Annotated in this window: 20 protein-coding genes; 5 read left to right on the forward strand and 15 right to left on the reverse strand. The window is 70.7% G+C overall.

Translation table 11 applies throughout. From position 1 onward, the window contains the following. The first annotated feature begins 112 nt into the window (after nucleotides 1-112). A complete protein-coding gene (locus ABGB08_RS07545; protein ID WP_347587712.1) occupies nucleotides 113-2,578 on the forward strand; it encodes a GH116 family glycosyl hydrolase in 2,466 nt (821 codons plus the stop codon). Nucleotides 2,579-2,699: 121 nt separating this feature from the next. Here ABGB08_RS07545 and ABGB08_RS07550 read toward each other — a convergent pair whose 3' ends face one another. The 3 genes from ABGB08_RS07550 to ABGB08_RS07560 form a co-directional block, all read right to left on the reverse strand. Further along, a complete protein-coding gene (locus ABGB08_RS07550; RefSeq protein ID WP_347587714.1) occupies nucleotides 2,700-2,921 on the reverse strand; it encodes a hypothetical protein in 222 nt (73 codons plus the stop codon). A 53-nt stretch (nucleotides 2,922-2,974) separates the two neighbouring features. Beyond that, nucleotides 2,975-3,748 carry a neutral zinc metallopeptidase gene (locus ABGB08_RS07555; RefSeq protein WP_347587716.1) on the reverse strand — a complete coding sequence of 258 codons (774 nt, stop codon included), beginning with the start codon at nucleotides 3,746-3,748 and terminating at the stop codon, nucleotides 2,975-2,977. Nucleotides 3,749-3,871: 123 nt separating this feature from the next. Beyond that, nucleotides 3,872-4,750: an SDR family NAD(P)-dependent oxidoreductase gene (locus ABGB08_RS07560; RefSeq protein WP_347587718.1), complete on the reverse strand. Its 879-nt coding sequence runs from the start codon at nucleotides 4,748-4,750 to the stop codon at nucleotides 3,872-3,874. A gap of 88 nt (nucleotides 4,751-4,838) precedes the next feature. Between ABGB08_RS07560 and ABGB08_RS07565 the strand changes: the two genes are divergently transcribed. Both ABGB08_RS07565 and ABGB08_RS07570 read left to right on the forward strand, forming a co-directional pair. Next, a complete protein-coding gene (locus ABGB08_RS07565) occupies nucleotides 4,839-5,495 on the forward strand; it encodes a TetR family transcriptional regulator (RefSeq protein ID WP_347587720.1) in 657 nt (218 codons plus the stop codon). A 53-nt stretch (nucleotides 5,496-5,548) separates the two neighbouring features. Continuing rightward, nucleotides 5,549-6,175 carry an NADPH-dependent F420 reductase gene (locus tag ABGB08_RS07570; protein ID WP_347587722.1) on the forward strand — a complete coding sequence of 209 codons (627 nt, stop codon included), beginning with the start codon at nucleotides 5,549-5,551 and terminating at the stop codon, nucleotides 6,173-6,175. 179 nt (nucleotides 6,176-6,354) lie between these two features. Here the strand turns inward: ABGB08_RS07570 and ABGB08_RS07575 are convergent, their stop codons facing one another. From ABGB08_RS07575 to ABGB08_RS07615, 9 genes are all read right to left on the reverse strand, one after another. Beyond that, entirely contained in the window at nucleotides 6,355-8,211 is a 1,857-nt protein-coding gene (locus tag ABGB08_RS07575) for an allophanate hydrolase (RefSeq protein ID WP_347587724.1), read from the reverse strand. Beyond that, complete coding sequence (locus ABGB08_RS07580) at nucleotides 8,208-8,891, reverse strand: isochorismatase family cysteine hydrolase (RefSeq protein WP_347587726.1); 684 nt, start codon at nucleotides 8,889-8,891, stop codon at nucleotides 8,208-8,210. The genes ABGB08_RS07575 and ABGB08_RS07580 overlap by 4 nt, the downstream gene beginning before the upstream one ends. Further along, complete coding sequence (locus tag ABGB08_RS07585) at nucleotides 8,888-9,436, reverse strand: isochorismatase family protein (protein WP_155353443.1); 549 nt, start codon at nucleotides 9,434-9,436, stop codon at nucleotides 8,888-8,890. The genes ABGB08_RS07580 and ABGB08_RS07585 overlap by 4 nt, the downstream gene beginning before the upstream one ends. Next, nucleotides 9,433-10,572: a BMP family ABC transporter substrate-binding protein gene (locus ABGB08_RS07590; protein ID WP_347587729.1), complete on the reverse strand. Its 1,140-nt coding sequence runs from the start codon at nucleotides 10,570-10,572 to the stop codon at nucleotides 9,433-9,435. Before ABGB08_RS07590 ends, ABGB08_RS07585 begins: the two co-directional genes overlap by 4 nt. A 13-nt stretch (nucleotides 10,573-10,585) precedes the next feature. Further along, entirely contained in the window at nucleotides 10,586-11,491 is a 906-nt protein-coding gene (locus tag ABGB08_RS07595) for an ABC transporter permease (protein WP_347587731.1), read from the reverse strand. Next, on the reverse strand, nucleotides 11,488-12,540 hold the full coding sequence (locus ABGB08_RS07600; protein ID WP_347587733.1) for an ABC transporter permease: 1,053 nt from the start codon (nucleotides 12,538-12,540) through the stop codon (nucleotides 11,488-11,490). The genes ABGB08_RS07595 and ABGB08_RS07600 overlap by 4 nt, the downstream gene beginning before the upstream one ends. Further along, nucleotides 12,540-14,054, reverse strand: coding sequence for an ABC transporter ATP-binding protein (locus tag ABGB08_RS07605; protein WP_347587735.1), 1,515 nt, complete (start codon nucleotides 14,052-14,054; stop codon nucleotides 12,540-12,542). The genes ABGB08_RS07600 and ABGB08_RS07605 overlap by 1 nt, the downstream gene beginning before the upstream one ends. Further along, nucleotides 14,017-14,769: a GntR family transcriptional regulator gene (locus tag ABGB08_RS07610; protein ID WP_347587737.1), complete on the reverse strand. Its 753-nt coding sequence runs from the start codon at nucleotides 14,767-14,769 to the stop codon at nucleotides 14,017-14,019. Before ABGB08_RS07610 ends, ABGB08_RS07605 begins: the two co-directional genes overlap by 38 nt. Nucleotides 14,770-14,916: 147 nt before the next feature. Beyond that, nucleotides 14,917-18,162, reverse strand: coding sequence for an amidase family protein (locus tag ABGB08_RS07615; RefSeq protein WP_347587740.1), 3,246 nt, complete (start codon nucleotides 18,160-18,162; stop codon nucleotides 14,917-14,919). 313 nt (nucleotides 18,163-18,475) lie between these two features. Here ABGB08_RS07615 and ABGB08_RS07620 point away from each other — a divergent pair, with 313 nt between their 5' ends. Then, complete coding sequence (locus ABGB08_RS07620; protein WP_347587742.1) at nucleotides 18,476-19,561, forward strand: Gfo/Idh/MocA family oxidoreductase; 1,086 nt, start codon at nucleotides 18,476-18,478, stop codon at nucleotides 19,559-19,561. A 25-nt stretch (nucleotides 19,562-19,586) separates the two neighbouring features. Here the strand turns inward: ABGB08_RS07620 and ABGB08_RS07625 are convergent, their stop codons facing one another. Continuing rightward, the gene (locus ABGB08_RS07625; protein ID WP_347587744.1) at nucleotides 19,587-20,270 is read right to left on the reverse strand and encodes an SDR family oxidoreductase; all 684 of its coding nucleotides are present in this window, start codon (nucleotides 20,268-20,270) and stop codon (nucleotides 19,587-19,589) included. A gap of 85 nt (nucleotides 20,271-20,355) precedes the next feature. Between ABGB08_RS07625 and ABGB08_RS07630 the strand changes: the two genes are divergently transcribed. Beyond that, on the forward strand, nucleotides 20,356-20,823 hold the full coding sequence (locus tag ABGB08_RS07630; protein ID WP_347588079.1) for a helix-turn-helix domain-containing protein: 468 nt from the start codon (nucleotides 20,356-20,358) through the stop codon (nucleotides 20,821-20,823). Here the strand turns inward: ABGB08_RS07630 and ABGB08_RS07635 are convergent. Both ABGB08_RS07635 and ABGB08_RS07640 read right to left on the reverse strand, forming a co-directional pair. Next, nucleotides 20,794-21,855, reverse strand: a complete 1,062-nt coding sequence (locus tag ABGB08_RS07635; protein ID WP_347587746.1) for an MSMEG_0565 family glycosyltransferase — start codon at nucleotides 21,853-21,855, stop codon at nucleotides 20,794-20,796. The two genes, ABGB08_RS07630 and ABGB08_RS07635, sit on opposite strands and share 30 nt — an antisense overlap. Then, nucleotides 21,852-22,688, reverse strand: coding sequence for a carbon-nitrogen hydrolase family protein (locus ABGB08_RS07640; RefSeq protein ID WP_347587748.1), 837 nt, complete (start codon nucleotides 22,686-22,688; stop codon nucleotides 21,852-21,854). The genes ABGB08_RS07635 and ABGB08_RS07640 overlap by 4 nt, the downstream gene beginning before the upstream one ends. Nucleotides 22,689-22,732: the final 44 nt, after the last annotated feature.

Raw genomic sequence — 22,732 nt, forward strand, 5'->3', positions numbered from 1 at the left:
AACCGGCCTCCGTCGTAACCGCACTTGACACCTCCTGTGACCTCGCCCTACGTTTGTGAAACCGATTTCACGATCAAGGTCTTCAGCCTGGCTTTACGAAGGGAAGGCGCCGGTGAGGCGTTACACGGGAGAGGCGCGGCGCGCGGTCGCGTTTCCGCTCGGCGGCTTCGGCACCGGACACGTGGCTCTCGGCGGCGACGGCGCGCTGCGCCAGTGGCAGCTGTCCGGGGTGGCCAACCATCGCGGCTTCCTGCCCGACAGCTTCTTCGCGCTGCGGGTCTCCTCGACCGAGCCGCCCGGCGACGTGGTCCGGCTGCTGCGTTCCGCGCCGCTGCCGCCGCACGAGCGCCCGGCGCCGAACGTGTCCGACGCCGAGGTGCCCGACGCCGACCGCCTGCCGCCCTGGCCGACCGTGGCCGGCACGGAGTTCCGGGCCGCCTATCCCTTCGCCGAGGTGTCCTACCTGGACGAAGAGCTGCCGGTCGCGGTGTCGCTCTCGGCGTTCACGCCGTTCGTGCCGCTCGATCCGGACGCCAGCGCGCTGCCGCTGGTGCGGTATCGCTTCACGGTGCGCAACACCAGCGCGGAGTTCCGGCACGGCTGGCTGCTCGGGACGCTGCAGAACGCGGTCGGCTGGGACGGGGTCACGCCGATCGACGGCACTCGCGGCGCGGGCTACGGCGGCAACGTCAACCGCCTGCTGCGCCGTCCCGGCCAGACCGGCGTGCTGATGGATCATCCGGGCCTGGCCGAGGACGATCCGGCGTACGGCGAGATGCTGCTGTGGACCGACGGCCCGGCCGCGGCGCTGCCCCGCGCGATGAGCGCCGAGGCGATGCTGCGTTTCGTCGAGACCGCGAAGCTGGTGACCCCGATCCAGCTGGGTGACTACAGCGACGCGGCCCTGCGCGACGCGGTCGCGGACGGGGTGTCGCCGTTGCGCGCTCCGGCGGGCCCGAGCCCGGCCGGGCACACCTGGGACGCCGGCGTGGCGGTCGCGTTCGCGCTGCGTCCGGGTGAGACCACCACGATCGATTTCGTGCACGCATGGTGGTTCCCCAACCGGTACGCGGATTTCGACCGGTTCGGTCCCACGCAGTCGTACGGGCGGAGCAGGTTCTGGGTCGGCAACCACTACGCCGGCCGGTTCGGCGGCGCGCTGGACGTCCTGGACGCCTACCTCGCCGACCGGGATCACCTCGATACCGCCTCGCGGGCGTGGGCCGACGCGGTCGCCCACAGCGACCTGCCGGAACCGCTGCGGGAGGTGGTCTCCGCCCAGGGCACGCTGGTGCGCTCGCCGACCCTGTTCCGTACGGCCGACGGGCGCGCCTACGGTTTCGAGGGCGCGCTCGGCGCCTCCACCCGCAACTGGAACGGCGACGCCGGCGGCTCCTGCCCGCTCAACTGCAACCACGTCTTCAACTACGAGCAGGCCCTGGCCAGGCTCTTCCCCGAGCTGGGGCGCAGCATGCGCGAGACGGAGCTGTCCGTGCAGGGGCCCGACGGATCGTTGCCGCACCGGGTGGAGCTGCCGCTGTTCCTGCCGCAGTTGCACGACGTGCGGATCGGCGGCCCGGAACGCCCGGCGCTGGACGGCATGCTCGGCGCGGTGCTCAAGACCTACCGCTCGGTGCTGGACGGCGCGGGCGTCGACTGGCTGCGCGGGCACTGGCCGGCGTTGCGCCGCCTGATGGACCACATCACGACAACCTGGGACTCCGACGGCGACGGGGTGCTGCACGGCGACCAGCCGGTCACCTACGACATCAGCCTGCACGGGCCGAACATGTTCGTCGGCGGGCTGTGGCTGGCCGCGTTGCAGGCGATGCGCGCGATGGCCGAACTGGTCGAACCGGCCGCCGCGCCGGCCTTCGCGGACCGGTTCGCGACGGGCCGCGACAGCTACGACAAGCTGCTGTGGAACGGCGAATACTATGCCCAGCCGGTGACCGGCGAGGACAACGACTTCGGCGTGGGCTGCCTGTCCGATCAGCTTCTCGGCCAGTGGTGGGCGCACCAGCTCGGGCTCGGCTACCTCCTGCCCGAGGACCGGGTACGCGCGGCGCTCGCCGCGATCGTGCGGTACAACCTGCGCACCGGGTTCGGCGAGCACGACTACCGGGTCTTCGCCGACGGCGACGAGACCGGCCTGGTGGTGTGCGGCTGGCCGAACGGGGGCCGTCCGGAGGTGCCGTTGCGCTACTGCGACGAGGTGTGGACCGGCGTGGAGTACCAGGTGGCCGCCCATTGCCTGTACGAAGGGCTCAACGACGAGGCCATGCGGATCGTGACGGCGATCCAGGAACGCTACGACGGCACCCGGCGCAACCCGTTCAACGAGGTCGAGTGCGGTGACCACTACGTGCGGGCGATGGCGGGCTGGTCGCTGCTCGACGCGTACACCGGCTTCGGCTACGACGCCACCACCCGGCGGCTGCGGATCGGGCGGCGGCCCGGCAGGTTCCCGTTCGTCGCCGGCACCGGCTGGGGCACGATCACGGTCACCGGCGACGGCGCGACCATCGACGTCCTGGGCGGCGAACTACCGGCCGATCTGACCGTCGACCTTCTCTGACGTACACCAACATGGCCGCACTCCGCGGCTGACAACCATCCAGACCGCTACGCGACCTGTACCGTCACCGCGGTGAGCGTAGCGGTCCGGGCTTTTGACACTCCTCGTCCTAGGAGCGGCATCACCATCCGTCGTAGCGAGCTGACCATCTGGCGATGAGCAGGGCATCCTGTTCCGGGTCGCCTTGCAGCTCCTCTTCGTGGATCGCGAGGGCGGCGTGCTCCTCGTAGCCAGGGTCACCGGGACGGAGTTCGACCACACCATCGACATGCCCGCCGTCGGGAGTCTCGACGTGGAAAGGCGCCAGAAGGGTGCCATCATTCCGACGGACAGTGGTCCACATGCTGTTCGCCCTCCCTCTGTACGCCATGGCGTCGACCAAATACCCCCGGTGTGTCAGGCGACCTTAGACGAAGAAGCCGTCCAGGTGTTGCACTCCGAGAGGGACAGTGACTGGAAGCCGCGGTCGAGCCAATAGGCGATATTCCGGCCCTTACCGTGGTCGTGGACCTTGTGGTATTCGTCGCCGCCGCTCTGAGCTGTGCCTAGGAGGTTCTCCCAGTCGTTGGGGAAACGTTTCGCGGAGGTCCAGATACTGCTGATGAGGGCACCACTCAAGCACTCGGCCTGTAATTCGAGGCGGCGGGACTGTTCGTTCAGCTCGCTCCTTCCCCGGGACGGGAGACCATGGGAGGCTTTGATCATTCCGCCGAGGTGTTGAACGTGGTGGCCGTACTCATGGGCGACGGTGTGCATCAGATCCAGGCTCCACGGGTCGTTGAGCGCGGACTTGTCCAACAGCACCATGAAGCGGCGTTCCCGGTAGCAGTACCTGGCGGCGGTACCCGCTTCCCAGGCTGAGCCGCAGAAGCGCTGAGGCTTGAGGGTGAACGCGACCCTGGCCTTGGCGAACGGGAGGCGGGCTTTCTTCGCGTGGTCCGCCCAGATGGTGTTGAAGCACTTCAGCAGGCTTTGCACGTACACCTTCGAGGCGGGGACGTTGTTTCGCTGGTGAATGGGGTCGAAAGCGCATTCGGTTGGTGTGATCAAGCCGCTGCGGTACAGCTTGTTGTGGGTCAGGGTGCGGTCCTTTACGGGGTAGGCGTTGGCCGTACCGGAAAAGAGCGGCAGAGAAAGCGCGCATGCGGCGACGAGGGGGAAGAAGCGCATGCGGCCATCGTAGAAGCTTGATCGTTACCAGGTCGCGGGCGATTGCCGGACGCCCAGGAAGAAGGCGGCCGACAGGTCACCCAGGGGCGAACGTCGGGCGGGCCTGCCCCAGTCGCTATCTCGTCAGCCGTTCAGGTGTTCCGCGGTGGTGAGGCCGAGCATTGTGGCGGTGTGGTCCCACAGGTGGCGGGCGAGTTCATGGTCGCCGGATTGGCGGTACTTGGGCTCTCGGCGCTTGAGGAGGTTGAAGTAGGCGCCGTTGGCCGGCTGGGGGTCTTCGAGTGTGGCCAGGTGGAGGAGTGGTTCGGCGGCCTTCTCGGGTGGGAGAGCGATGGCCCTGGCCAGGGGGGAGCGCATGATCCGGCGCAGGATGGCGTTGTCGCGGAAGAAGTCGCTGGCGACGGCGCCGGGGTGGAAGGCGGTCGCGGTGATGCCGGTGCCCTGGGTTCGGCGGGCCAGTTCGCGGGTGAAGAGGATGTTCTCCAGCTTTGTCGTGCCGTAGACGCGGAAGGCGCCGTAGCCGCGGGTGCTGTCGAGGTCGTCGAGGTCGACGCGGCCCAGGCTGTGCGCCTGGCTGCTTGTCGAGATCACCCGGGCGTCCTTGGCGGTGGCCAGGCGGTCCAGGAGCAGGTGGGTGAGCAGGAACGGGGCCAGGTAGTTGACCTGGAAGGTCATCTCGTGGCCGTCCTCGGTGATGGTTCGCCGGGCGATCTGGCCTCCGGCGTTGTTGGCCAGCACGTCGATGGTGGGGTAGCGGTCGAGCAGGGTGTCGGCGAGCGCTCGTACATCCGACAGGCGGCTGAAGTCGGCGAGGTGCGGTTCCGCGCCGATCGCGCGGGCGACCGCGTTCGTTTTCTCCGGTGAGCGGCCGACCACGGCGACGGTCGCGCCGAGGGCGGCGAGCCCGCGGGCTGCGGCGGCGCCGACGCCGGCGCTGGCTCCCGTGATCACCACGGTCTTGCCCCGCATGTCGCGCGCGGCCTGACCCGTCTTGTCGTTCATGGCATCGCTCTTTCTCCTGCGACCAAATGTGAGGGGGTCCTCAGGTTAGCATAATATGAGGGATCCCTCAGGTTGATAGGCTACGCGCATGGCACCCGGCCCCCCGCGTCTTCGGCGTGACGCCCAGCGCAACTACGACGCGCTGGTGGCGGCGGCGCGCGACGCGTTCGCCGAGCACGGGCTGGAAGCCTCCCTGGAGCAGGTGGCCAAGAGAGCCGGGGTCGCCATTGGCACGCTTTATCGGCATTTCCCGACCCGCGGGCACCTGGTCAGCGCGATCTTCTCCGAGAAACTCCAGGCCTCTGTCGCCGCCGCGGAACAGGCGCTCGCCATGAAGGACACCTGGGCCGCGTTCTGCATGCTGCTCGAAAAGCTATGTGAGCTGCAGGCGGATGACCGCGGCTTCAACGACCTCACCTCCGCCGATCCGTACGCGATCGACGACATCGCCTGCATGCAGACCCGCGTACGCGACCTTGGGACACAGCTCCTCCGGCGCGGACAGCGGGAGAAGGTCATCCGCCCCGATCTCACCCCCGAGGACCTGCATCTGCTGATCTGGTCGCAGAGCCGGATCATGGAGGCCACCAGCGGCATCGCCCCCCACGCGTGGCGGCGCCATCTGCACCTGCTGATCGACGCCTACCGCGCCGACCGCGCCCACCCGATCCCCGAGGCGCCGCTCACCCCGCAGCAGCTGAGCCGCGCCATGGCCCGCCTCTGCGATCCGGCCAGGCGCCAATAGACCCCCTGACCTGGTCGGGAATCGATCCGGGGGGTGGGGGTGTTGCAGCGGGCATGGTCATCGGATTCATTGGCAGTGGAAACATCGGTGGGACCGTGGCGCGGCTGGCGGTGAACGCCGGGCACTCGGTGGTGGTGAGTAACTCGCGCGGGCCGGAGACGCTCGCTGAGCTCGTGGCCGAGCTCGGGCCGAACGCGCGGGCGGGCACTGCGGAGGAGGCGGGGAGGGCCGGGGAGATCGTGGTCGTGAGCGTGCCGTTCGGGGTTCACACCAAGGTGCCGGTCGAGCCACTCGCGGGGAAGATCGTCATCGATACCAACAACTACTACCACGAGCGGGACGGCCGTTTCCCGGACATCGACGAGGGTCGTAACACCGACAGCGGGGCGCTTGCCGATCACCTGGGGACGGCGCGCGTGGTCAAGGCGTTCAACACCATCTACTACGTGGACCTGGGCGAGCACGGGCTCCCGGCGGGCGATCCCGCGCGCAGGGCGCTGCCGATCGCGGGTGACGATCCGGACGCGAAGCGCGTCGTGGCCGAGCTGCTGGACGAGTTCGGGTTCGACACGGTCGACGCGGGGGCGCTCGCGGAGGGCTGGCGCTTCCAGCGTGACAAGCCCGCCTACGGGCCCCGGCTCACCGCGAGCGAGCTCCGGGAAGCCCTCACCAAGGCGTGACCCGGCCCGACCATCTTGAAATTCGCCGGTGGCGAGCCTGCCTTCCTGAGGCTCGCCACCGCGTATCACCACTGTCCCTCCTAGCGCCGAGGTGCCGCCGGGATTGACCGTGCATGCAAGGGCACCCCCGGAGGGGCGTCGCCGGGGCTCTCCACGAGGATTGACCGTGCATGTAGGGGTCAGCCGCTGCCCCGGCTGTCCAGGTACGCGGGCCAGCTGCCGAACTCGGTGATGTCCTTGGCGTCGGCCGCGGCGTAGGACTCGCAGAGGAAGCCGTACACCTGGCTGCCGTCGAGGAGTTCGATCGTGCCGAGGCCGAGGGGGGCGGGGATCTGGACGAGGAGGCGGCCGAGGGCTTCGGGGGTGAGGTGGTGGAGTTCCACCTCGATGGATTCGCCGCCGAGCATGCGCGTCATGCCGGGGCGGTCGCCGAGGTCGAAGAGGCGGTAGATGGGAGCGGTACCGGCCAGCCCCTGGCAGAGCGCGCCCAAGGCGGCGAGTTGGGGGTGTAGCGGCTGCCCGGTCCGGTGCGCGCCGACGACCGCCAAGGTGGCGGCCTCCCGCATCCGCGCCTCCCCACGCGGCGTCTCTTCCAGGGGGTGCCGGGTAGCGCCGGTCATCCCGCCGGTGGCGTGGTGGAAGACGCGGGCCAGGTCGGCGAGCAGGGCGTCGGAGCCGGAGGGACCGAGCAGGGTGAGCCCGTGCGGCCTGCCTGTGGCGGTCATTCCGGCCGGTACGGCTATCGCCGCCAGATCCAGCAGGTTGGCGAACGTGCTGTAGTGACCGAGCACCGAGTTGCGCCGGATCGGGTCGGCGGCCATCTCGGCCAGGGTGAACGTGGTCGGCACGGACGGCACCGCGAGCACATCGACCTCCGCCCAGGTGGCGGCTGTCTCGGCATCCAGCTCGGCGAGCCGCCGCAGGCCGCGGAACACGTCAACCCCGGTGATGTCCCAGCCTCGGGCCAGCACGTCCCGGGTGACCGGATGGATGTCATCAGGGTGCCCGGCCACGAAGTCCCCGATCCCGGCGAGCCGTTCCGCCAGCCAGGGGCCCTCATAGAGCAGGCGTCCCGCCGCGAGGAACGGCGCGAAGTCGACGGCGACGATCTCGTGCCCGAGCCCGGCCAGCTCCGCCACGGCTTCGCCGAATCCCGCCCGCGCCGCCTCGTCCCCGAAGAACTCGGGGAGTTCCGGCACCCCCACCCGCAATCCCCCGATCCCCGCCACAAGGGCGTTCCGCCGGGCCTGTCCCACCTCCGGCAATCCCCCGGTCCCCTCCACGGGGGCGTTCCGCCGGGTCTGTCCCGCCGCCGGCAATCCCCCGGTACCCTCTCGCCGAGCGTGTTCCGCCGTCCCGGTCACGGCGAACCTGGAATCGGACATGATGCCGACGGCGGTGGCGGCATCAGGGACGGACAACGCGAAGACGCTTGCGCAGTCGAGGGAAGCGCAGGCGGGGACCAGGCCGGTGGTGGGGACCAGGCCGCGGGAGGGTTTCAGCCCGACGACGCCGGTGAGCGCGGCGGGCACCCGGCCGGAGCCGGCGGTGTCGGTGCCGATCGCGAAGCTGACCAGGCCCGCGCTGACCGCCACCGCCGAACCCGAGCTGGAGCCCCCGGAGATGAGCCCCGGCACGAGGGGCGACTCGCACGCGCCGTACGGGCTGCGGGTGCCCGACAGCCCGGTGGCGAACTGGTCCAGGTTGGTCTTGCCGATCAGCAGCGCGCCCGCCGCGAGCAGGCGTTCGACCAGCGGAGCCGTACGATCGGGAACGTAGGCGAACGCGGGACAGGCGGCGGTCGTGGGCATCCCGGCGACGTCGATGTTGTCCTTGACCGCGAACGGCACTCCGTACAGCGGACCGGGGCGGACCTCGGCGAGCACGTCCTCGATCGGGCGCAGGGTGATCCACACGCCGTCGTCGCCGCGCGCGCGGATCCGCCGGTGCACCTCCCCGACCACGTCGGCGGGGGTGAACTCCCCCGCCGCGTAGCCGCGGGCGAGCGCCGCGAACTGCAGGCCGCCGACCGTCATCCGAGCCTGCGCAAGAGCGCGGAGGACGGGGCGATGGCGCCGAACACGCCGCCCTGCATGGTGACCATCTTCAGGGCGGCCTCGTAGTTGCCCTTGTCGGTGGCGCCGGTGCAGTCGGTCAGCAGCAGACACTCGTAGCCCCGGTCGTTGGCCTCCCGCATGGTGGTGTGCACGCACACGTCGGTGGTGATCCCGGTCAGGATCAGGTGGGTGATCCCGCGCGTGCGCAGCAGCAGGTCCAGGTCGGTGGCGTAGAACGCGCCCTTGCCGGGTTTGTCGATGATCGGCTCGCCCTCGCGTGGCGCCACCTCGGGGACGATCTCCCAGCCGGGCTGGCCCCGGACCAGGATCCGCCCGCACGGGCCCGCGTCGCCGATGCCCGCGCCGATCCGCCGCGAGCGCCACAGCTTGTTGGGCGGGCAGTCGGACAGGTCGGGGCGGTGCCCCTCCCGGGTGTGGATCACCAGCAGCCCGTGCTCCCTGGCCGCCGCCAGCACGGCCGCCGTGGGCTCCAGGCCCGCCCGGGTGAGCGACAGGTCGTAACCCATCATGTCGACGTATCCGCCGGGACCGCAGAAGTCGACCTGCCAGTCGATGCAGATCACCGCCGTGGTAGCGGAGTCGAGCTGCCCGTCGAAGGGCCACGCGTACGGCTCAGCTTTTATAGCCTGATATTTCATGATCGCTCCATAAGAGTGGCGACGGCCGAGCGGGAGCCGACGGCGCCGAAGATGCCGCCGGACATCTCGATCGTGGACAGGGCGCCCTGGCGCAGGTCCGGGGCGGCGGAGCCGCAGGCGTCCTCGACCAGCAGGCACTCGTAGCCGCGGTCGTTGGCGGCCCGCATGGTCGAGTGCACGCCGAGCTCCAGGCAGCAGCCCGCCAGCAGCAGCAGGTCACGCCCCGCCGCCCGGAGCACGGAGTCCAGGTCGCTGCCGTGGAAGCCGTCCCAGCCCGCCGCGTGCACGACCTGGTCGGGCCGGCGCGGCGGCGCCTCGGCGGGCGGGGCGGGCGGCCAGCCGGGCGGGCGCACCCGCACCGAGATGATCAGCCCGCCCGCCCCCCGCACCTGGCCGGCCAGGACCTCGACCGGGTGACCGGGGTCGACCGCCTGGCCCCGGTCGGCGGGGTGCGGGCAGGCCACCGCCAGCAGCGCCAGCCGTACCGGATCGAGACGGCCGTGCCAGGGCCAGGGGTAGGGGGTGGTGCCCGGGACGGTGGTCATGACTTCGGCAGCGAGCCGACCACGCCGGCCACGAAGTAGTCGATCTTCTCGATGGTGGTGTAGTCGGGCACCGTGCCCTCGGGGATGCGTACCTTGCCCTCCTGGTCCTTGATCGGACCGGCGAACGGGGAGCTGGTCTTCAGCAGCTCGCGGGCCTTGTCGATCTCGGCCTTGGTGGCGTCGTCCACGAGCGGGCCGTACGGGGACTGGACGAAGGGGTTCTCGCCGGTGCGGTAGCCGACCCGGAAGTTGTCGTTGTACTTCGACCCGGTGAAGGCGCCGCCGAGGGCGGTCTTCACGATGTCGGTGTAGAGCGGGCCCCAGTTCCACTGCGAGCCGGTCAGCCAGCCCTTGGGCGCGATCGCGGAGGCGTCGGCGTGGTAGCCGACCGTGAACTTGCCGGCCGCCTCGGTGGCCTTGATCACGGTGGCAGTGCAGTCCTGGTGCTGGGTGATGACGTCGACGCCCTGCTTGAGGAGGTTCGCGGCGGCCTCGGCCTGCTTGCCCGGGTCACACCAGGAGGAGGTGCTGACGGTGAACGTCTGCGCGTCCGGGTTGACCGACTGGGCGCCGAGCTCGAAGGCGTTGATGTTGTCGATGGTCTGGGTGATCGGGAAGGCGTAGACGTAGCCGAGCTTGCCGGTCTTGGTGGCCTTCCCGGCGGCGATCCCGGCCAGGTAGACCGGCTCGTACACGGTGCCGAAGAAAGTGCCCGCGTTCGGCGGGACCGCGGCGGTGATCAGGTTGCCCTGCTGCACGACGGCGACGTCGGGGTGCTCGGCGGCGACCTTCAGCGCGGCGTCCAGGTGGCCGTAGGAGGTGGCGAAGATGATTCTGGCGCCCTTAGCGATCATCGAGTTCATCACCCGGGCGGCGTTGTCGTCCTCGGGCACGTTCTCCGCGGTGATCACCTCCAGGTTGGGGAACGCCTTGGCCACCTCCTGGCTGCCCTGGTAGGCGGCCTGGTTGTAGCCGAAGTCGTCCTTGGGCCCGACGAAGATGAACCCGACGGCGGCCGAGTCCTTGCCCGGCGGGGTGCTCCCGGTCGTCGACGTGGTGGCGGTGCCGGTGGTGTTCGCGGAGCAGGCGATCAGCGGGAGGGTGAGCAGGACGGCCAGCGTGGTGAGTTTGCGCATGAGGTTGTCTCTCCTAGGTGAACACGCGGCGCAGTTCCTCGGGGGCGGCACGCAGGGTGCGGCGGCCGAGGATCGCCAGGATCGCGAGGGTGATCAGGAAGGGCAGCGCGTCGAGGGCGAACTGGTTGAGCGATTCGCCCCTGGCCTGCAGCGCCGGAGCGAGAGCGAGGGCCGCGCCGAACAGGTACGACCCCGCCATCACCCACAGCGGACGCCAGGCGGCGAAGATGACCAGGGCGACGGCGATGAAACCCCGCCCGGCGGTCATGCCCTCGAACCAGGCGTGCGCGTACGCGGTGGCGAGCTGGGCTCCCCCGATCCCGGCCAGCGCGCCGCCCGCCACGACGGCGGCGCCCCGGATGAGTCCCGGCCGGTAACCATGGACATGCAGGACATCGGCGCGCTCCCCCGCCGTGCGCAGCAGCAGCCCGCCCCGGGTCGACCGCAGCCACCACCACAGCAGCGGGGCCGCGGCGAACGACAGGTAGGTGACCGGGTCGTGCTGGAAGAGGATCTCACCGAGCACCGGCAGGTCGGCCAGGAGCGGCACCGGCACCGGGTCGAATCCGGGCGCGGCCCGGCCCACGTAGGCCGCGCCGAACAGCGAGGTCAGGCCCAGCCCGAGGAACATGACGGTCAGGCCGGTGGCGAACTGGTCGGATCGCCGCCAGACGACCATCACCGCGTGCACCAGGGCGAGCAGCCCGCCCGCGAGCGCCCCGGCGACCAAGCCCACCCAGGGGCTCCCGGTCTCGGCCGCCAGCGCGTACCCGCCGAGGGCGCCCACCAGCATGGACCCTTCGGTGCCCAGGTTGACCACGCCGGCGCGCTCGGCGATCGTCTCCCCCAGCGCGGCGAACATGATCGCCGTGCCGCCCCGGACGGCGCCGGTGAGAACATCCACGACCAGGTCACTCATGACGGGCTCCTCTTGGCGGTCCAGCCGAGCACGGCGAGCAGGATCAGGGCCATCAGCACGTTGACGGTGGCGGCGGGCAGGCCGCTGTCGAGCTGCAGGCTGTCGCCGCCGACGGTGATCGCGGCGAGCATGAACGCGGCGGCCACGGCGGGCAGCGGGTTGTGCCGGGCGAGCCAGGCGGCCAGGAAGGCGATGTAGCCGATGTTGGTGGTCAGGCCCGGCCGGAGCTTGAACTCGATGCCGGCCAGGTGGATCACGCCCGCGAGCCCGGCCAGCGCCCCGCCCAGCAGCATCGCGGTCAGCAGCAGCCGGGCCACCGGCAGCCCGGCCCGGCGGGCCGCCTCCGGGTTGCCCCCGGTGACCGCGAGCCGGAAGCCGAACGCGGTGTGCCGCAGGGTGAGCCAGACCGCGGCGGCGGCCAGCAGCGCCAGGATGATCCCGGCGTGCACCGCCGTGCCGCCCAGCAGCGGCAGCCGCTGCTCGATCGCGAGCGGCGGGGTGGCGGGCTGGCCCGAGCCGTTGGCGTCCTTCCACGGCTCGTAGATGAGGTAGAGCATCACGTCGAGGGCGACGTAGTTGAGCAGCAGGGTCGTGACGGCCTCGTTGACGCCGACGGTCACCCGCAGCGCGACCGCGAGCCCGGCCCACAGCGCCCCGCCCAGCGCGCCCGCGACCAGCATGAGCGGCAGCGCCGCCGGGCCGGAGACGACAAGACCGACGCCGGCCCCCGCCACCGCGCCGATGATCACCTGCCCCTCGCCGCCGACGTTGGCCAGGCCCGCCCGGGCGGGCAGGACCACGGCCATCGCGGCCAGGACGAACGGCGCGGCCTTGATCACGATCTGTTCGAGGCTCGCCCCGGTGGTCATCGAGACCACCATGTCGCCGAGCGTGGCGAGCGGGTCGGCGCCCTTGGCCAGGAGCAGAACGCTGAAGATCGCGATCGCCCCGGCCAGTGCCCCCACCCAGCGGCCGGCCGCCGCGGCCACGCCCGATCGGGGCGAGACGAGGGGCGAGGCGACCGGGGTCGGCGTGAGCTGCGTGGTCATCAGGCACCTCCGAGCATCAGGCGGCCGATCTCCTGGCGGTCCGCGCCGCGCGCCGGCACGATCCCGGCCAGGTGGCCGTCGTGCATCACCGCGATCCGGTCGCTGATCGCGATGAGCTCGTCCAGGTCCTCGGAGACGACGAGCACGGCGGCGCCCGCGTTGCGGCGTTCCAGGAGGAGCTCCTGGGTGCGCCGGGTGGTGGCGATGTCGAGCCCGCGGCTCGGATAGGCCGCCACCACCAGCACGCTGTCGCCCCGGCCGAGCGCCCGGGTGAGCATGACGCGCTGCACGTTGCCGCCCGACAGCTCGGCGACCCGGCGGTGCCCGGCGGCCATCTGCAGGCCGACCCGGGAGTCCAGCTCGGCGGTGGTCTTGCGCACCGCGGCCCAGTCCACGTTCGCGCGGCGGCGCGGCACCGCGGGCAGGCCCAGCGCCACGTGCTCGACGATCGTCAGTCCTGGCACGACCGCGTCGGCCAGCGGGTCCTCGGGCACGTCGCAGACCCCGCGGCCCAGCGCCTGCCGCGGGCCCGTCACCTCGGCCCCGGCCACGGTGACGGAACCGGCGGAGGCCGGGCGCAGCCCGCACGCCACCTCGCACAGCTCCCGCTGCCCGCTCCCGGCCACCCCCGCGACCCCGACGAGCTCGCCGGGCCGCACCTCCAGGCTCACGTCCTTGAGCCGCCGCACGCCGCTCGCGCCGAAGGCGCTCACGCCGCGCATGGCCAGCACGGGCTCGGCCGCCTGCGGCGGCTCGGGCCGATCGGCCGGCAGGCTGGGTACGGCCCTGCCGACCATGGCCTCCACCAGCTCCGCGTCGGTGTATCCGCTTGGATCGACTCCGCCGAGGATTACCCGCCCGCCGCGCAGCACGGTCACCCGGTCGGCGATCGCGCGCACCTCGTTGAGCTTGTGCGTGACGATCACCACGCCGTACCCGGCGGCACGCAGCCGCTCGACCACGCCGAACAGCGCGGTGACCTCCTGGGGCGCCAGCACGCTGGTCGGCTCGTCCAGGATGACGATGCGCGAGCCGGTCATCAGCACCTTGAGGATCTCGGCGCGCTGCCGCTCCCCGATCGACAGGTGCGCCACGCGCGCCTGCGGATCGACGGCGAGCCCGTGCTCGGCCGCCGCCTCGGCGATCATGCGGGATTTCACGCCGCGCACGGCCAGGGCGACGTTCTCGGTCACGGTCAGCGCCGGGACCAGCCGCAGGTCCTGGAAGACCATGCCGATCCCGAGGGAGCGGGCCTGCGCCGGGGAGCCGACGGTGACCGGCGCCCCCTCGACGGAGATGTCGCCCGCGTCGGGGCGGTGCACGCCGTACACGAGCTTGAGCAGGGTGCTCTTGCCCGCGCCGTTCTCGCCGACGAGGGCGTGCACCTCGCCGGGCCGTACGTCGAAGTCGACCCCGTCGTTCGCGAGCACCTCGCCGAACCGGCGTGTCAGGCCTCGGACGGCGAGGAGTGGTATGTCAGTCTTGGGCCCGGTTCGGGGTTCGGTCAATGTCATGGCGCCTGCCTCGGTTGAGGGCCATCTGGGTGATCGCGCGAGCGGCGCGCCGCTCCACGACGTCCATCGACTCCCCCACGTGGCGGCGCATCGCGGTCAGCGCCTCGGCGTGCCGGCCGGCCAGGACCTCCTCGGCGATCTCCAGGTGCTGGATGATCGTGAGGGTGATGCGGTCCTCGGTGAGGAAGTCGTACATGCGCACCGCCCGGATCCGCGCGTTGACCGCGGCCAGGGTGCTCGTGAGCGCCGCGTTCCCCGACGCGCGGCTCATCGTGACGTGGAAGTCCTCGTCCATCAGGACGAACTGGGGATCGGGCTCCGGCTGGTCGTCCCGCAGCGCGCGCCACTGGTCGCGCAGCGGTTCCAGGATCGCCGCGTCGTGGGCACGCACGTCCGGGTCGAGAGCACGGCTGATGCCGCGCAGTTCGAGAGTGATCCGCAGTTCGTAGAGATCTCTGAGGTCGGTCAGGTCCGGCTGGGCGACGTAGTAACCGCCGTCTTCACCGCGTTCCACCAGGCCGTCGGCGAGGAGCCGGACGAGCGCCTCCCGCACGGGTGTGCGGGAGACCCCGAGCTCGGCCGCCACTCGCTCCTCGACCAGCCGGGCCCTGATCGCGAAATGCCCGATCATCAGCCTGCGGCGCAACTCGCCGTAGACCTGGTCCCGCCGCAGCTTGATGGCTGGATCCCGTTCTGTATACAGACCTGTATCCACGGCATGGACGCTAAAGATGCGCTATTTCCTGACAAGTCGGCTCGGGTTAATTCGGTGTAGCCAACCCCTCACGATCCCTCGCGGGGCTTCGTACACAAAAAAGGGGCCCGCGCCGGTCGACGGCGCGGGCCCTGCGGGGGTTGCGGGTCAGTCGGACAGGAGGCGGTCGCCGGGGTGGCAGAACTCCCCGGTGAAGAACGTGCCGCCGGGCACGCACCGCCACATGCTCGGGTTGGTGTAGCTGGGCGCCAGGCGGACGTTCGTCGCCTGTTCGAGGGCGTAGCCGTCGGCGAGCAGGGTCGCCTCGCTGAAGGCCGTGCCGACGAGGGTGACGCCGATCGGGTTGCGGCCCGCGGAGCTGGTCTGCACGCCGTATCCGGCGGGGAGCGTCAGCACCGGGTAGCCCGCGCGGTCGGCGTTCCCGACGAGCGCGTTGCCACCCGGCACCATGATGGCGTCGAAATCGTCGGACTTGTCGCCAGGCGTTCCGTTGGCGAGGATGCCGTCGATCAGCGCCTTGTTGGACGCCTTGCCCGCCTCGAGGTCAGCCGTGTACGCCGCGCTGGTCGCGGGGTCGGACAGGTCGACCGCCTGAGCGGCGAGCAGCTGACCCTGCTGGTACTTCAGTCCCTCCACGGGGTTGGCGTTGTTGTAATCGATGATCGCCTGAAGCGACTTGTTGTAGGCGGACAGGTAGCCGTTCAGATCGCGCTTGAACTCCCTGGCCACGATGCTCGCCGGGTCGGGGTTCGGCGCGCCGATCGTCACCTGGGTGGTCGTGGCCCCGAGCGCCTGCACCGCCGCCACCATGGCCGGGTACGGCGCCGTCGTGTTCGACACGACGGCGATCTTCTTGCCCTGCAGGGCGGTCGTGGTCAGGCCCGCGGTGTAGTCCTTGACGGGCGCGCCCGCCGTGGCCGGGTCGGCCGCGTCCGGCCCGGCCAGGACCGTGAGCGCGCTCGCCGCGTCATACACCGTGCGGGCGATCGGCCCCGGCGCGTCCTGCGACCGGGCGACCGGCAGCACGCCGGCCCGGCTGACCAGGCCGACCGTCGGCTTCAGTCCGACGACACCCGCCGCGTCGGCGGGAGCCACCAGCTGGGCCGAGTCGAGCGAGGTCTCCATGCCCACGGTGAACGCCGCGAGCCCGGAGGCCGTCGCCGCCGCCGAACCGGCGGAGGAACCGGCCGGGGTCTTGTCCGTGTCGGACGGCAGGAGCACCTGACCGGCCAGCGAGGAGTACCCCTTCGGCAGGTTCGCGTCGAACACGCCGTTCAGCTCGGTGATGTTCGTCGTGCCGAGGATGATCGCGCCGGCGGCCTTGAGCTTGGCCGCCACCGTCGAGTCGTCCTTCGGCTCGAGGTCCTGCATCGCGATCGAGCCGCCCGTGGTCGCCAGGTCGTCCACGTCGAACCCGTCGTTGAGCAGCACGGGGATGCCGTACAGCGGCGGGCGCACCGGCCGCTTGTCCGTCGGGTTGGCGTCCTCCTTCTTGTACTTGTCCTTGTCCCGGTCGAGCCGGCGGGCCTCCTTGATGGCGTCCTCGTTGATCGAGCGGACCGCCTGGGTGGCCGGGCCCTCGGCGTTGGTCAGCGCGATCCGGTAGAGGTAGGACCTGACCAGGGCCTCCGAGCTCAGCTTGTTGGACAGGAGCCGGGCCTTGAGGCTCTGCACCGACTCCGTCTCCAGCGAGAACGGCAGCGGCCTGGGCTCGTAGCCGAGCAGGTCCATGATCGTGTCGTAGTCGGGGTTGCAGTGCTCACGCTCGCTGTACGGCGGCGCGGGAACCGTCTTCGCGCAGCGGTACATGCTCGGGTTCACCGAGCTGGCCGGCTGGCGCAGGCGGGTGCCCTGCTCGATGACGTATCCGACGCCCAGCAGGTCGAACTCGCTGTAGGCGTTGCCGTGGACCTGGACGGCCACCGCGCGCCGGTGCGTGGCGGAGTACCCCATCGGGATCGTGATCGTGGGGTACCCGGCCTGCGGCCCGTTCGGCACGCTGCCGAGGATCGCGATCACCGGGTCGGCGGGCTGGGTCGGGTCGGAGTTGGGGTAGGTCACCATGTCGTTGATGGCCTTGTGCCAGGCGGCCTTGCGGATGGCAAGGTTCGTCCGGTACGCGGCCTCGTTGGCTCCGCCGGGGGTGACGTCGGAGAGCGACGAGTTCAGGTGGTTGTTGTTGCCATATTTCAGAGCCTGGTGGGCGTTGGCCTGGTTGTCGGCGACTTCCTGGACCAGTGACTGGATCGGCGCCTGCGGGCCGAGCCGCTTGTAGTACTCGTCGATGCTCTTGTGCTGCTCGTACCCGCTGGGCAGGCTCGGCAGCGTGGGGATGGACACGCTCGGCCGCGGCACCATGATCGCGCCCGCGGCGGTCAGCGCGTCGTAGGCGATCTTGAGCGGGCTGCCGTCGGTGAGGGTGCCGTTGTAGCCGATCTTCTTGCCCTGGACGAAGTCGACGTCCAGCGCTTTCATATAGTCCGGCAGTTGCGCCGGGAGCGCGGGGATGATGCCGGTGGCGATGTAGTCGTCGCCGAACATCGCGCGGTAGCCCGCGTCGGCGTCCGGATCGGGACCGGCGATCGAGGCGAGCGTCATCGCCGCGTCCGACACGGAGCGGACCATCGGCCCCGCCGTGTCCTGCGAGGCGCTGATCGGCGCGATGCCGTACCCCGGGACGAGCCCGACGGTCGGCCGGAGCCCGACCAGGCTCTGCGCGTTCGACGGGCTGATGATCGAACCCGACGTCTCGGTGCCGATGCCCAGCGTGGACAGCGCCGCCGCCATGGCCGTGCCGGTTCCGGACGAGGAGCCGCTGGGGTTCTGGTCGGTGTCAAGCCCGTGCAGGACCTGCCCGGTGAGGTTGCCGAAACCTGACGGCTGGCTGCCGAAGCTGTTGGCGTATTCCGAGAGGCCAAGCTTGCCGAGGATCACGACCCCGCTGGCGCGGAGTTTCTTGGTGATGCCCGCGTCGGTCGCCGGGTAGGAGTCACGCAGGGAATAGTTGCCGGCCGAGGTGTACATGCCGGTGACGTCGACCAGGTCCTTGAGCAGGATGGGCAGCCCGTGCGCGGGGCCGAGGACCTGGCCCTTCGCCCGCAGCTTGTCGGCCTGCGCCGCGTCCTTGAGCGCGTCCTTGTTGAGCTGGGTCACGGCGTTCAGCCCCGGACCGCGCTTGTTCAGCGCGTCGATCCGGTCGATATAGGCCTGGGTGAGCTGGACGGAGGTGAGCTGTCCCTTGGCCATCATGTCCACGGCCTGGGCGCCGGTGAGCGTTTCCAGGTCGAGTACGGGCGGCTTGGGTTTGGCCATGGCGGCCGTCGGAGCGAGCGTCGTCGTGAGGGAGAGGGAGAGGGAGAGTAAGGCGATGAGGGTGAAGCGCAATCTGTGCACCACGTGCTCCTTGAGGAACCCGGTAATGCCGTGACCGTATAGACGGCCAGTTACAGCCAAATGTCCGGAATGTTCCCGGCCCGAAACCAAAGATCATGGGTCCGAATCTGGGCGTGATGTGCTGGCGGGTCCCGCGATGGGCGATTCTGTACGCGCCTGCTCAGCAGCCCAGCAAACGGAAATGATAGAACTAATGTGACACTTGAGGCGTTTGTTCCATGCGACCCAGAAGGGGCAGTTATGCGTCCGCTGCGTGTCACGGGCCCCTGGCGGCGCCGGCAGATCGACTCTCTTTCGCAGGAAGGAAAGCGTGATGGGTGCTCAGTCCGCGGGCCGTTTCGGGTTGGTGGGCAGCGGGTGGCGTTCGGAGTTCTTCGTGCGTCTGGCCAGGCAGTTACCTGAGCGGTTGTCGGTTTCGGGGGTGGTGACGCGATCGGCCGAGCGGGGAGCCGAGGTCGAGTCCCAATGGGGAGTGCCGACATTCCGCTCCATCGGGGACATGCTCGCGGCCGAACGGCCCGAATTCGTCATCACGTCGGTGCCGTGGCCGGTCAACCCTGTGGTGATCAAGGAGCTGGTGGAATTCGGCGTCCCGGTGCTGGCGGAAACCCCGCCCGCCGCCGACCTGGACGGGCTGCGCGATCTGTGGCAAGCCGCCGGTTCGAGCGGTCTGGTGCAGGTGGCCGAGCAGTACCTGCACATGCCGGGACACGCGGCGAGGCTGGCCCTGGTCCGCGAGGGCGTGATCGGCGAGGTGACCTCCGTCCAGGTGTCCTCCACACACCTCTACCACGCCGTCTCGATGATCAGGCACCTGCTCGGAGCGGGCTTCCAGGAGGCTGCCGTCAGCGCCCGATCCTTCACCGCTCCCCTGGCCGACCCGCTGTCCAGGGACGGCTGGACCGGCGGCTCCGCCCCGAAACCGGCGTCCACCACGATCGCCACCCTGGAGTTCGCCGGCGGCATGGGCCTCTACGACTTCACCGACAATCAGTGGTGGAACCCGCTGCGTGCCCGCCGGATCGTCATCCGGGGGTCCCTGGGCGAGGTGGTGGACGACCGCGTCGTCCGCTTGGCCGACCCGAGATCTCCCGTCGAATCCCCTCTCATCCGCCGCCAGACCGGGATCGACCTGAACCTCGAAGGCTTCGACCTGGACCACATCAGCTTCGACGGCCGCGTGGTGTACAGGAATGAGTGGCAGGGTGCCCACTTCTCCGAGGACGACCTGGCCGTCGTCAGCCTCCTGTGCCAGATGACGGCCTGGTGCCGGGACGAAGCCGCAGAACCCTACCCGCTGGCCGACGGCTGCCAGGACCACCAGATCAGCCTGGCCATCGGAGAATCGCTGCGCTCCGGAACCCCTGTCACCACCACCCGCGAAGCCTGGGCCCGGTAGACCACGACACCTGTTCGCCACGCCCCTAGGCCAAGGGCTCCGACAGGTTCCGCTTGACCGTGCGGCTGAGGTCGTCGGCGAGGATCTCCGCCGTGCCGGAGGCGATCCCGTCCAGGGCGAGCGCGGCGACCACCGCCGGGTCCAGCTTGTTCTCGGGCGCGACGTACGCGGCCATGTCGGTGTCCATGTAACCGACGTGCAGGCTCGCCACGTGGATGCCCTTCGGCGCGAGCTGCCGCCGGACGGCGTTGGTCATGGCCCACCCGGCGGCCTTCCCCGCCGCGTACGCGCCGTACTCCGGCAGGTGGGCCCAGGAGAGCACGGACAGCACGTTGAGGATCGCGCCGCCGCCGTTGGCCTCGATGATCGGCGCGAACGCCCGCGTGACGGCGAGCGGGCCGAAGTAGTGGCTCTCCGTCTCCAGGCGGATCTTGTCGAAATCGCCGCCGATCAGTGACGTGTGGGTGGAGATGCCCGCATTGTTGATCAGCAGGGTGACGTCGGAGGCCTCCTGGGCCGCCTTCGCCACCGTTTCCGGCTTGGTGAAGTCCAGTTCGAGCGGCACCGCGCCGGGCACGTCGACGGTCTCGGGCCTGCGGGCGGCGGCGTAGACCTTCGCCCCGCGGTCGATCAGCTGGGTGACGAACCGGCGGCCGAGCCCGCGGTTGCCGCCGGTCACGATCGCCACCGAATTCTCGATCTTCATCATGCTTCCCCTTCTGGCTTGGAACAACCAAGCTAGCATCAAACTTGGAATAGGCAAGCAAGGGGGTAGCCTGTGCGGTGTGAGGAGGATGACTCGCCGCGCCCTGCAGGACAGCGACTGCTCCATCCAGCGCAGCCTCGAGGTGATCGGGGATCCCTGGACGGTGCTGATCCTGCGTGAGGCGTTCCTGGGCACCACACGTTTCAGCGACTTCGTCGCCGCCACCGGCATATCCACCGACCTGCTCGCCGACCGCCTCGCGGTGCTGGTCGAGGCGGGTGTGATGGAGAAGCGCCCCTACTCAGAACCGGGCAAGCGCACCCGGTACGGCTACCTGCTCACCCCTACGGGCCTGGAGTTGCGCGTCGTGCTCGGCGCGCTCCAGCAGTGGGGGGACGCGCATCGCCTGCTCGGCGGCTCCCCGTCCATGGAACGCCGCAGCCGCACGACCGGGCAGCGTCTGGAGGTGGCGTTCGTGGACGAGTCAGGCGAGGCGGTGGCCTTGGGTGACGTCGAGTTCGTCCCCTCAGCCGGTCAGCGAGGTGTACAGGTCTAGATGGGCCTGGGCGGCGGCCGTCCAGGTGTGCCGGAAGGCGAGCGTGCGGCCCGCCGCGCGCCTTGACGGGTCCGGGACTCCGGCGGCTTCGCGGATCGCGGTGGCGAACGCGGGGACGTCGGCCGCGTAGCGCGCGGCGCCGGTGAAGACTTCGCGGAAGACGGGGAGGTCCCGGGTCACCAGGGGGACGCCGGCGGCCAGCGCCTCCATGGCGGCCAGTCCGAAGCCCTCCTTCGTGGAGGGGAAGGCGAACACGGCGGCTCCCGCGACCAGGGCGGGCAGCTCGTCGTGGGCCACCGGCCCGAGAACCTCGGGCCGCACGCCGAGTTCGGCCGCGCGGGCTTCCCAGGCCGCCCGGTAGTCGCGGTAGTCGAACAGGGTCTCGCCGCCCGCGATCACCAGCCGGTGCTCGGCCGGGTCCAGCAGGGCGTAGGCCTCAAGCAGGTCGATCGAGCCCTTCCGCGGCTCGATCCCGCCCACGGTCAGGATGTACGGCCCGAGCCGGGCCCGCCACCGCTCCCCCGAAGCCGACGCGAACCGCGCCGCGTCGACGCCGTTGGGGATGACCGTGGCCTTGATGCCCCACCCGTCGGCGAGTTCGGCCGCGACCGCGCCGGAGACGCAGACGTGCGCCCACGGCCGCGTGATGGCCCGCTCGTGGCAGGCGGCCAGCTCCGGAGTGGTGAAATGGTCGATGTGGTGAACAGTCCGGATGCAGGGTCCGGCCGCGTTGGCGCTGATGCAGTCCTGCGCGTGCACGATGTCGTACCGCGAGGGGTCGAAGGCGTCGCCCAGCAGGGCGATCGACCGCAGCACCCGCGATCCTAGGGTTTCACCCTCAACGTCGGGGCACGGCACGATCCTGATCCGCACCCGGGGATCGACCGGCCGGAAGAAACCCAGGTCCCCGCCCCTGCCGAGCGACCACACGGTCACGTCCGCGCCCAGCCCGGCCAGCGCCTCGGCGAGCGCGAGCGTGTGCACGACCCCGCCGCGCGGCTTCGTCGAGTACGTCAGCAGCGCGATCCTCACCCGGAACCGGCCCGGTAGCTGCCCGGCCGGCGCTCGCCGATGTGGTTGAGCACCCGGCGGGCGTTGGCGATCTCCGCGGCCACGTCCAGTTCGGCGACCGCGAGGCCCGCCTTGGACCAGGTCCTGGCGAGGATGTCCCCGCCGGGCCCGACCACCTTGGCCTGGCCGAGGAAGCGCATCCCGCCCAGCGCCCCCGTCTGGTTGGAGGAGGCCACCACGACCTGGTTCTCGGCGGCGCGGGCGCAGTCGTACAGGTCGAAGAGGCGGGACTGGCGGTCCTGGGCCATCCGGGGGGCGCGGTTGGTGATGCTGGTGGGCCACGCGGACAGGCAGGCGATGATCTCGGCGCCGTCCAGGGCCAGGCTGCGGGCCGACTCGGGGAAGGTCTTGTCATAGTCGATCAGCATGCCGATCCGCCCGGCCGGGGTGTCGAAGGCGTCGAACCGGTCGCCGGGGTCGTAGGCGGCGACCTCGCCCGCGGGCAGGTGCACCTTGCGGTGGCGGCCGAGCACGCCGTCGCCGGTCACGCAGACGGCGGCGTTGTAGCGGCGGTCGCCGCCGGCTTCGCAGTAGCCGACGCAGACCACCATTTCGGCGGCCAGTTCGGCGACCTGTTTGAGCAGCGGATCGTCCGGGTCGAGCGCGGGCGGCAGCGCGCCGGGGTCGGGGTGCCGCAGGTCGGCGAGGTAGCCGCCGAGCGCCGCGTCGGGCAGCACGAGCAGGCCCGCGCCCGCCTCCCGCGCGTCCGCCACCAGCTTGGCGATCCGGCGCAGGTCGAACTCCAGGTCGCGGCCGAAGTGCGCGGAGGCCGCGGCGATCCGTAGCGTTGCCACGAGTCAGGATCCTCCCACGGGAGCCGCGTGTTAATTAAAAAGTC

The organism is Acrocarpospora sp. B8E8 (assembly GCF_039871605.1).
GTDB classification, from domain to species: Bacteria; Actinomycetota; Actinomycetes; order Streptosporangiales; family Streptosporangiaceae; genus Acrocarpospora; species Acrocarpospora macrocephala.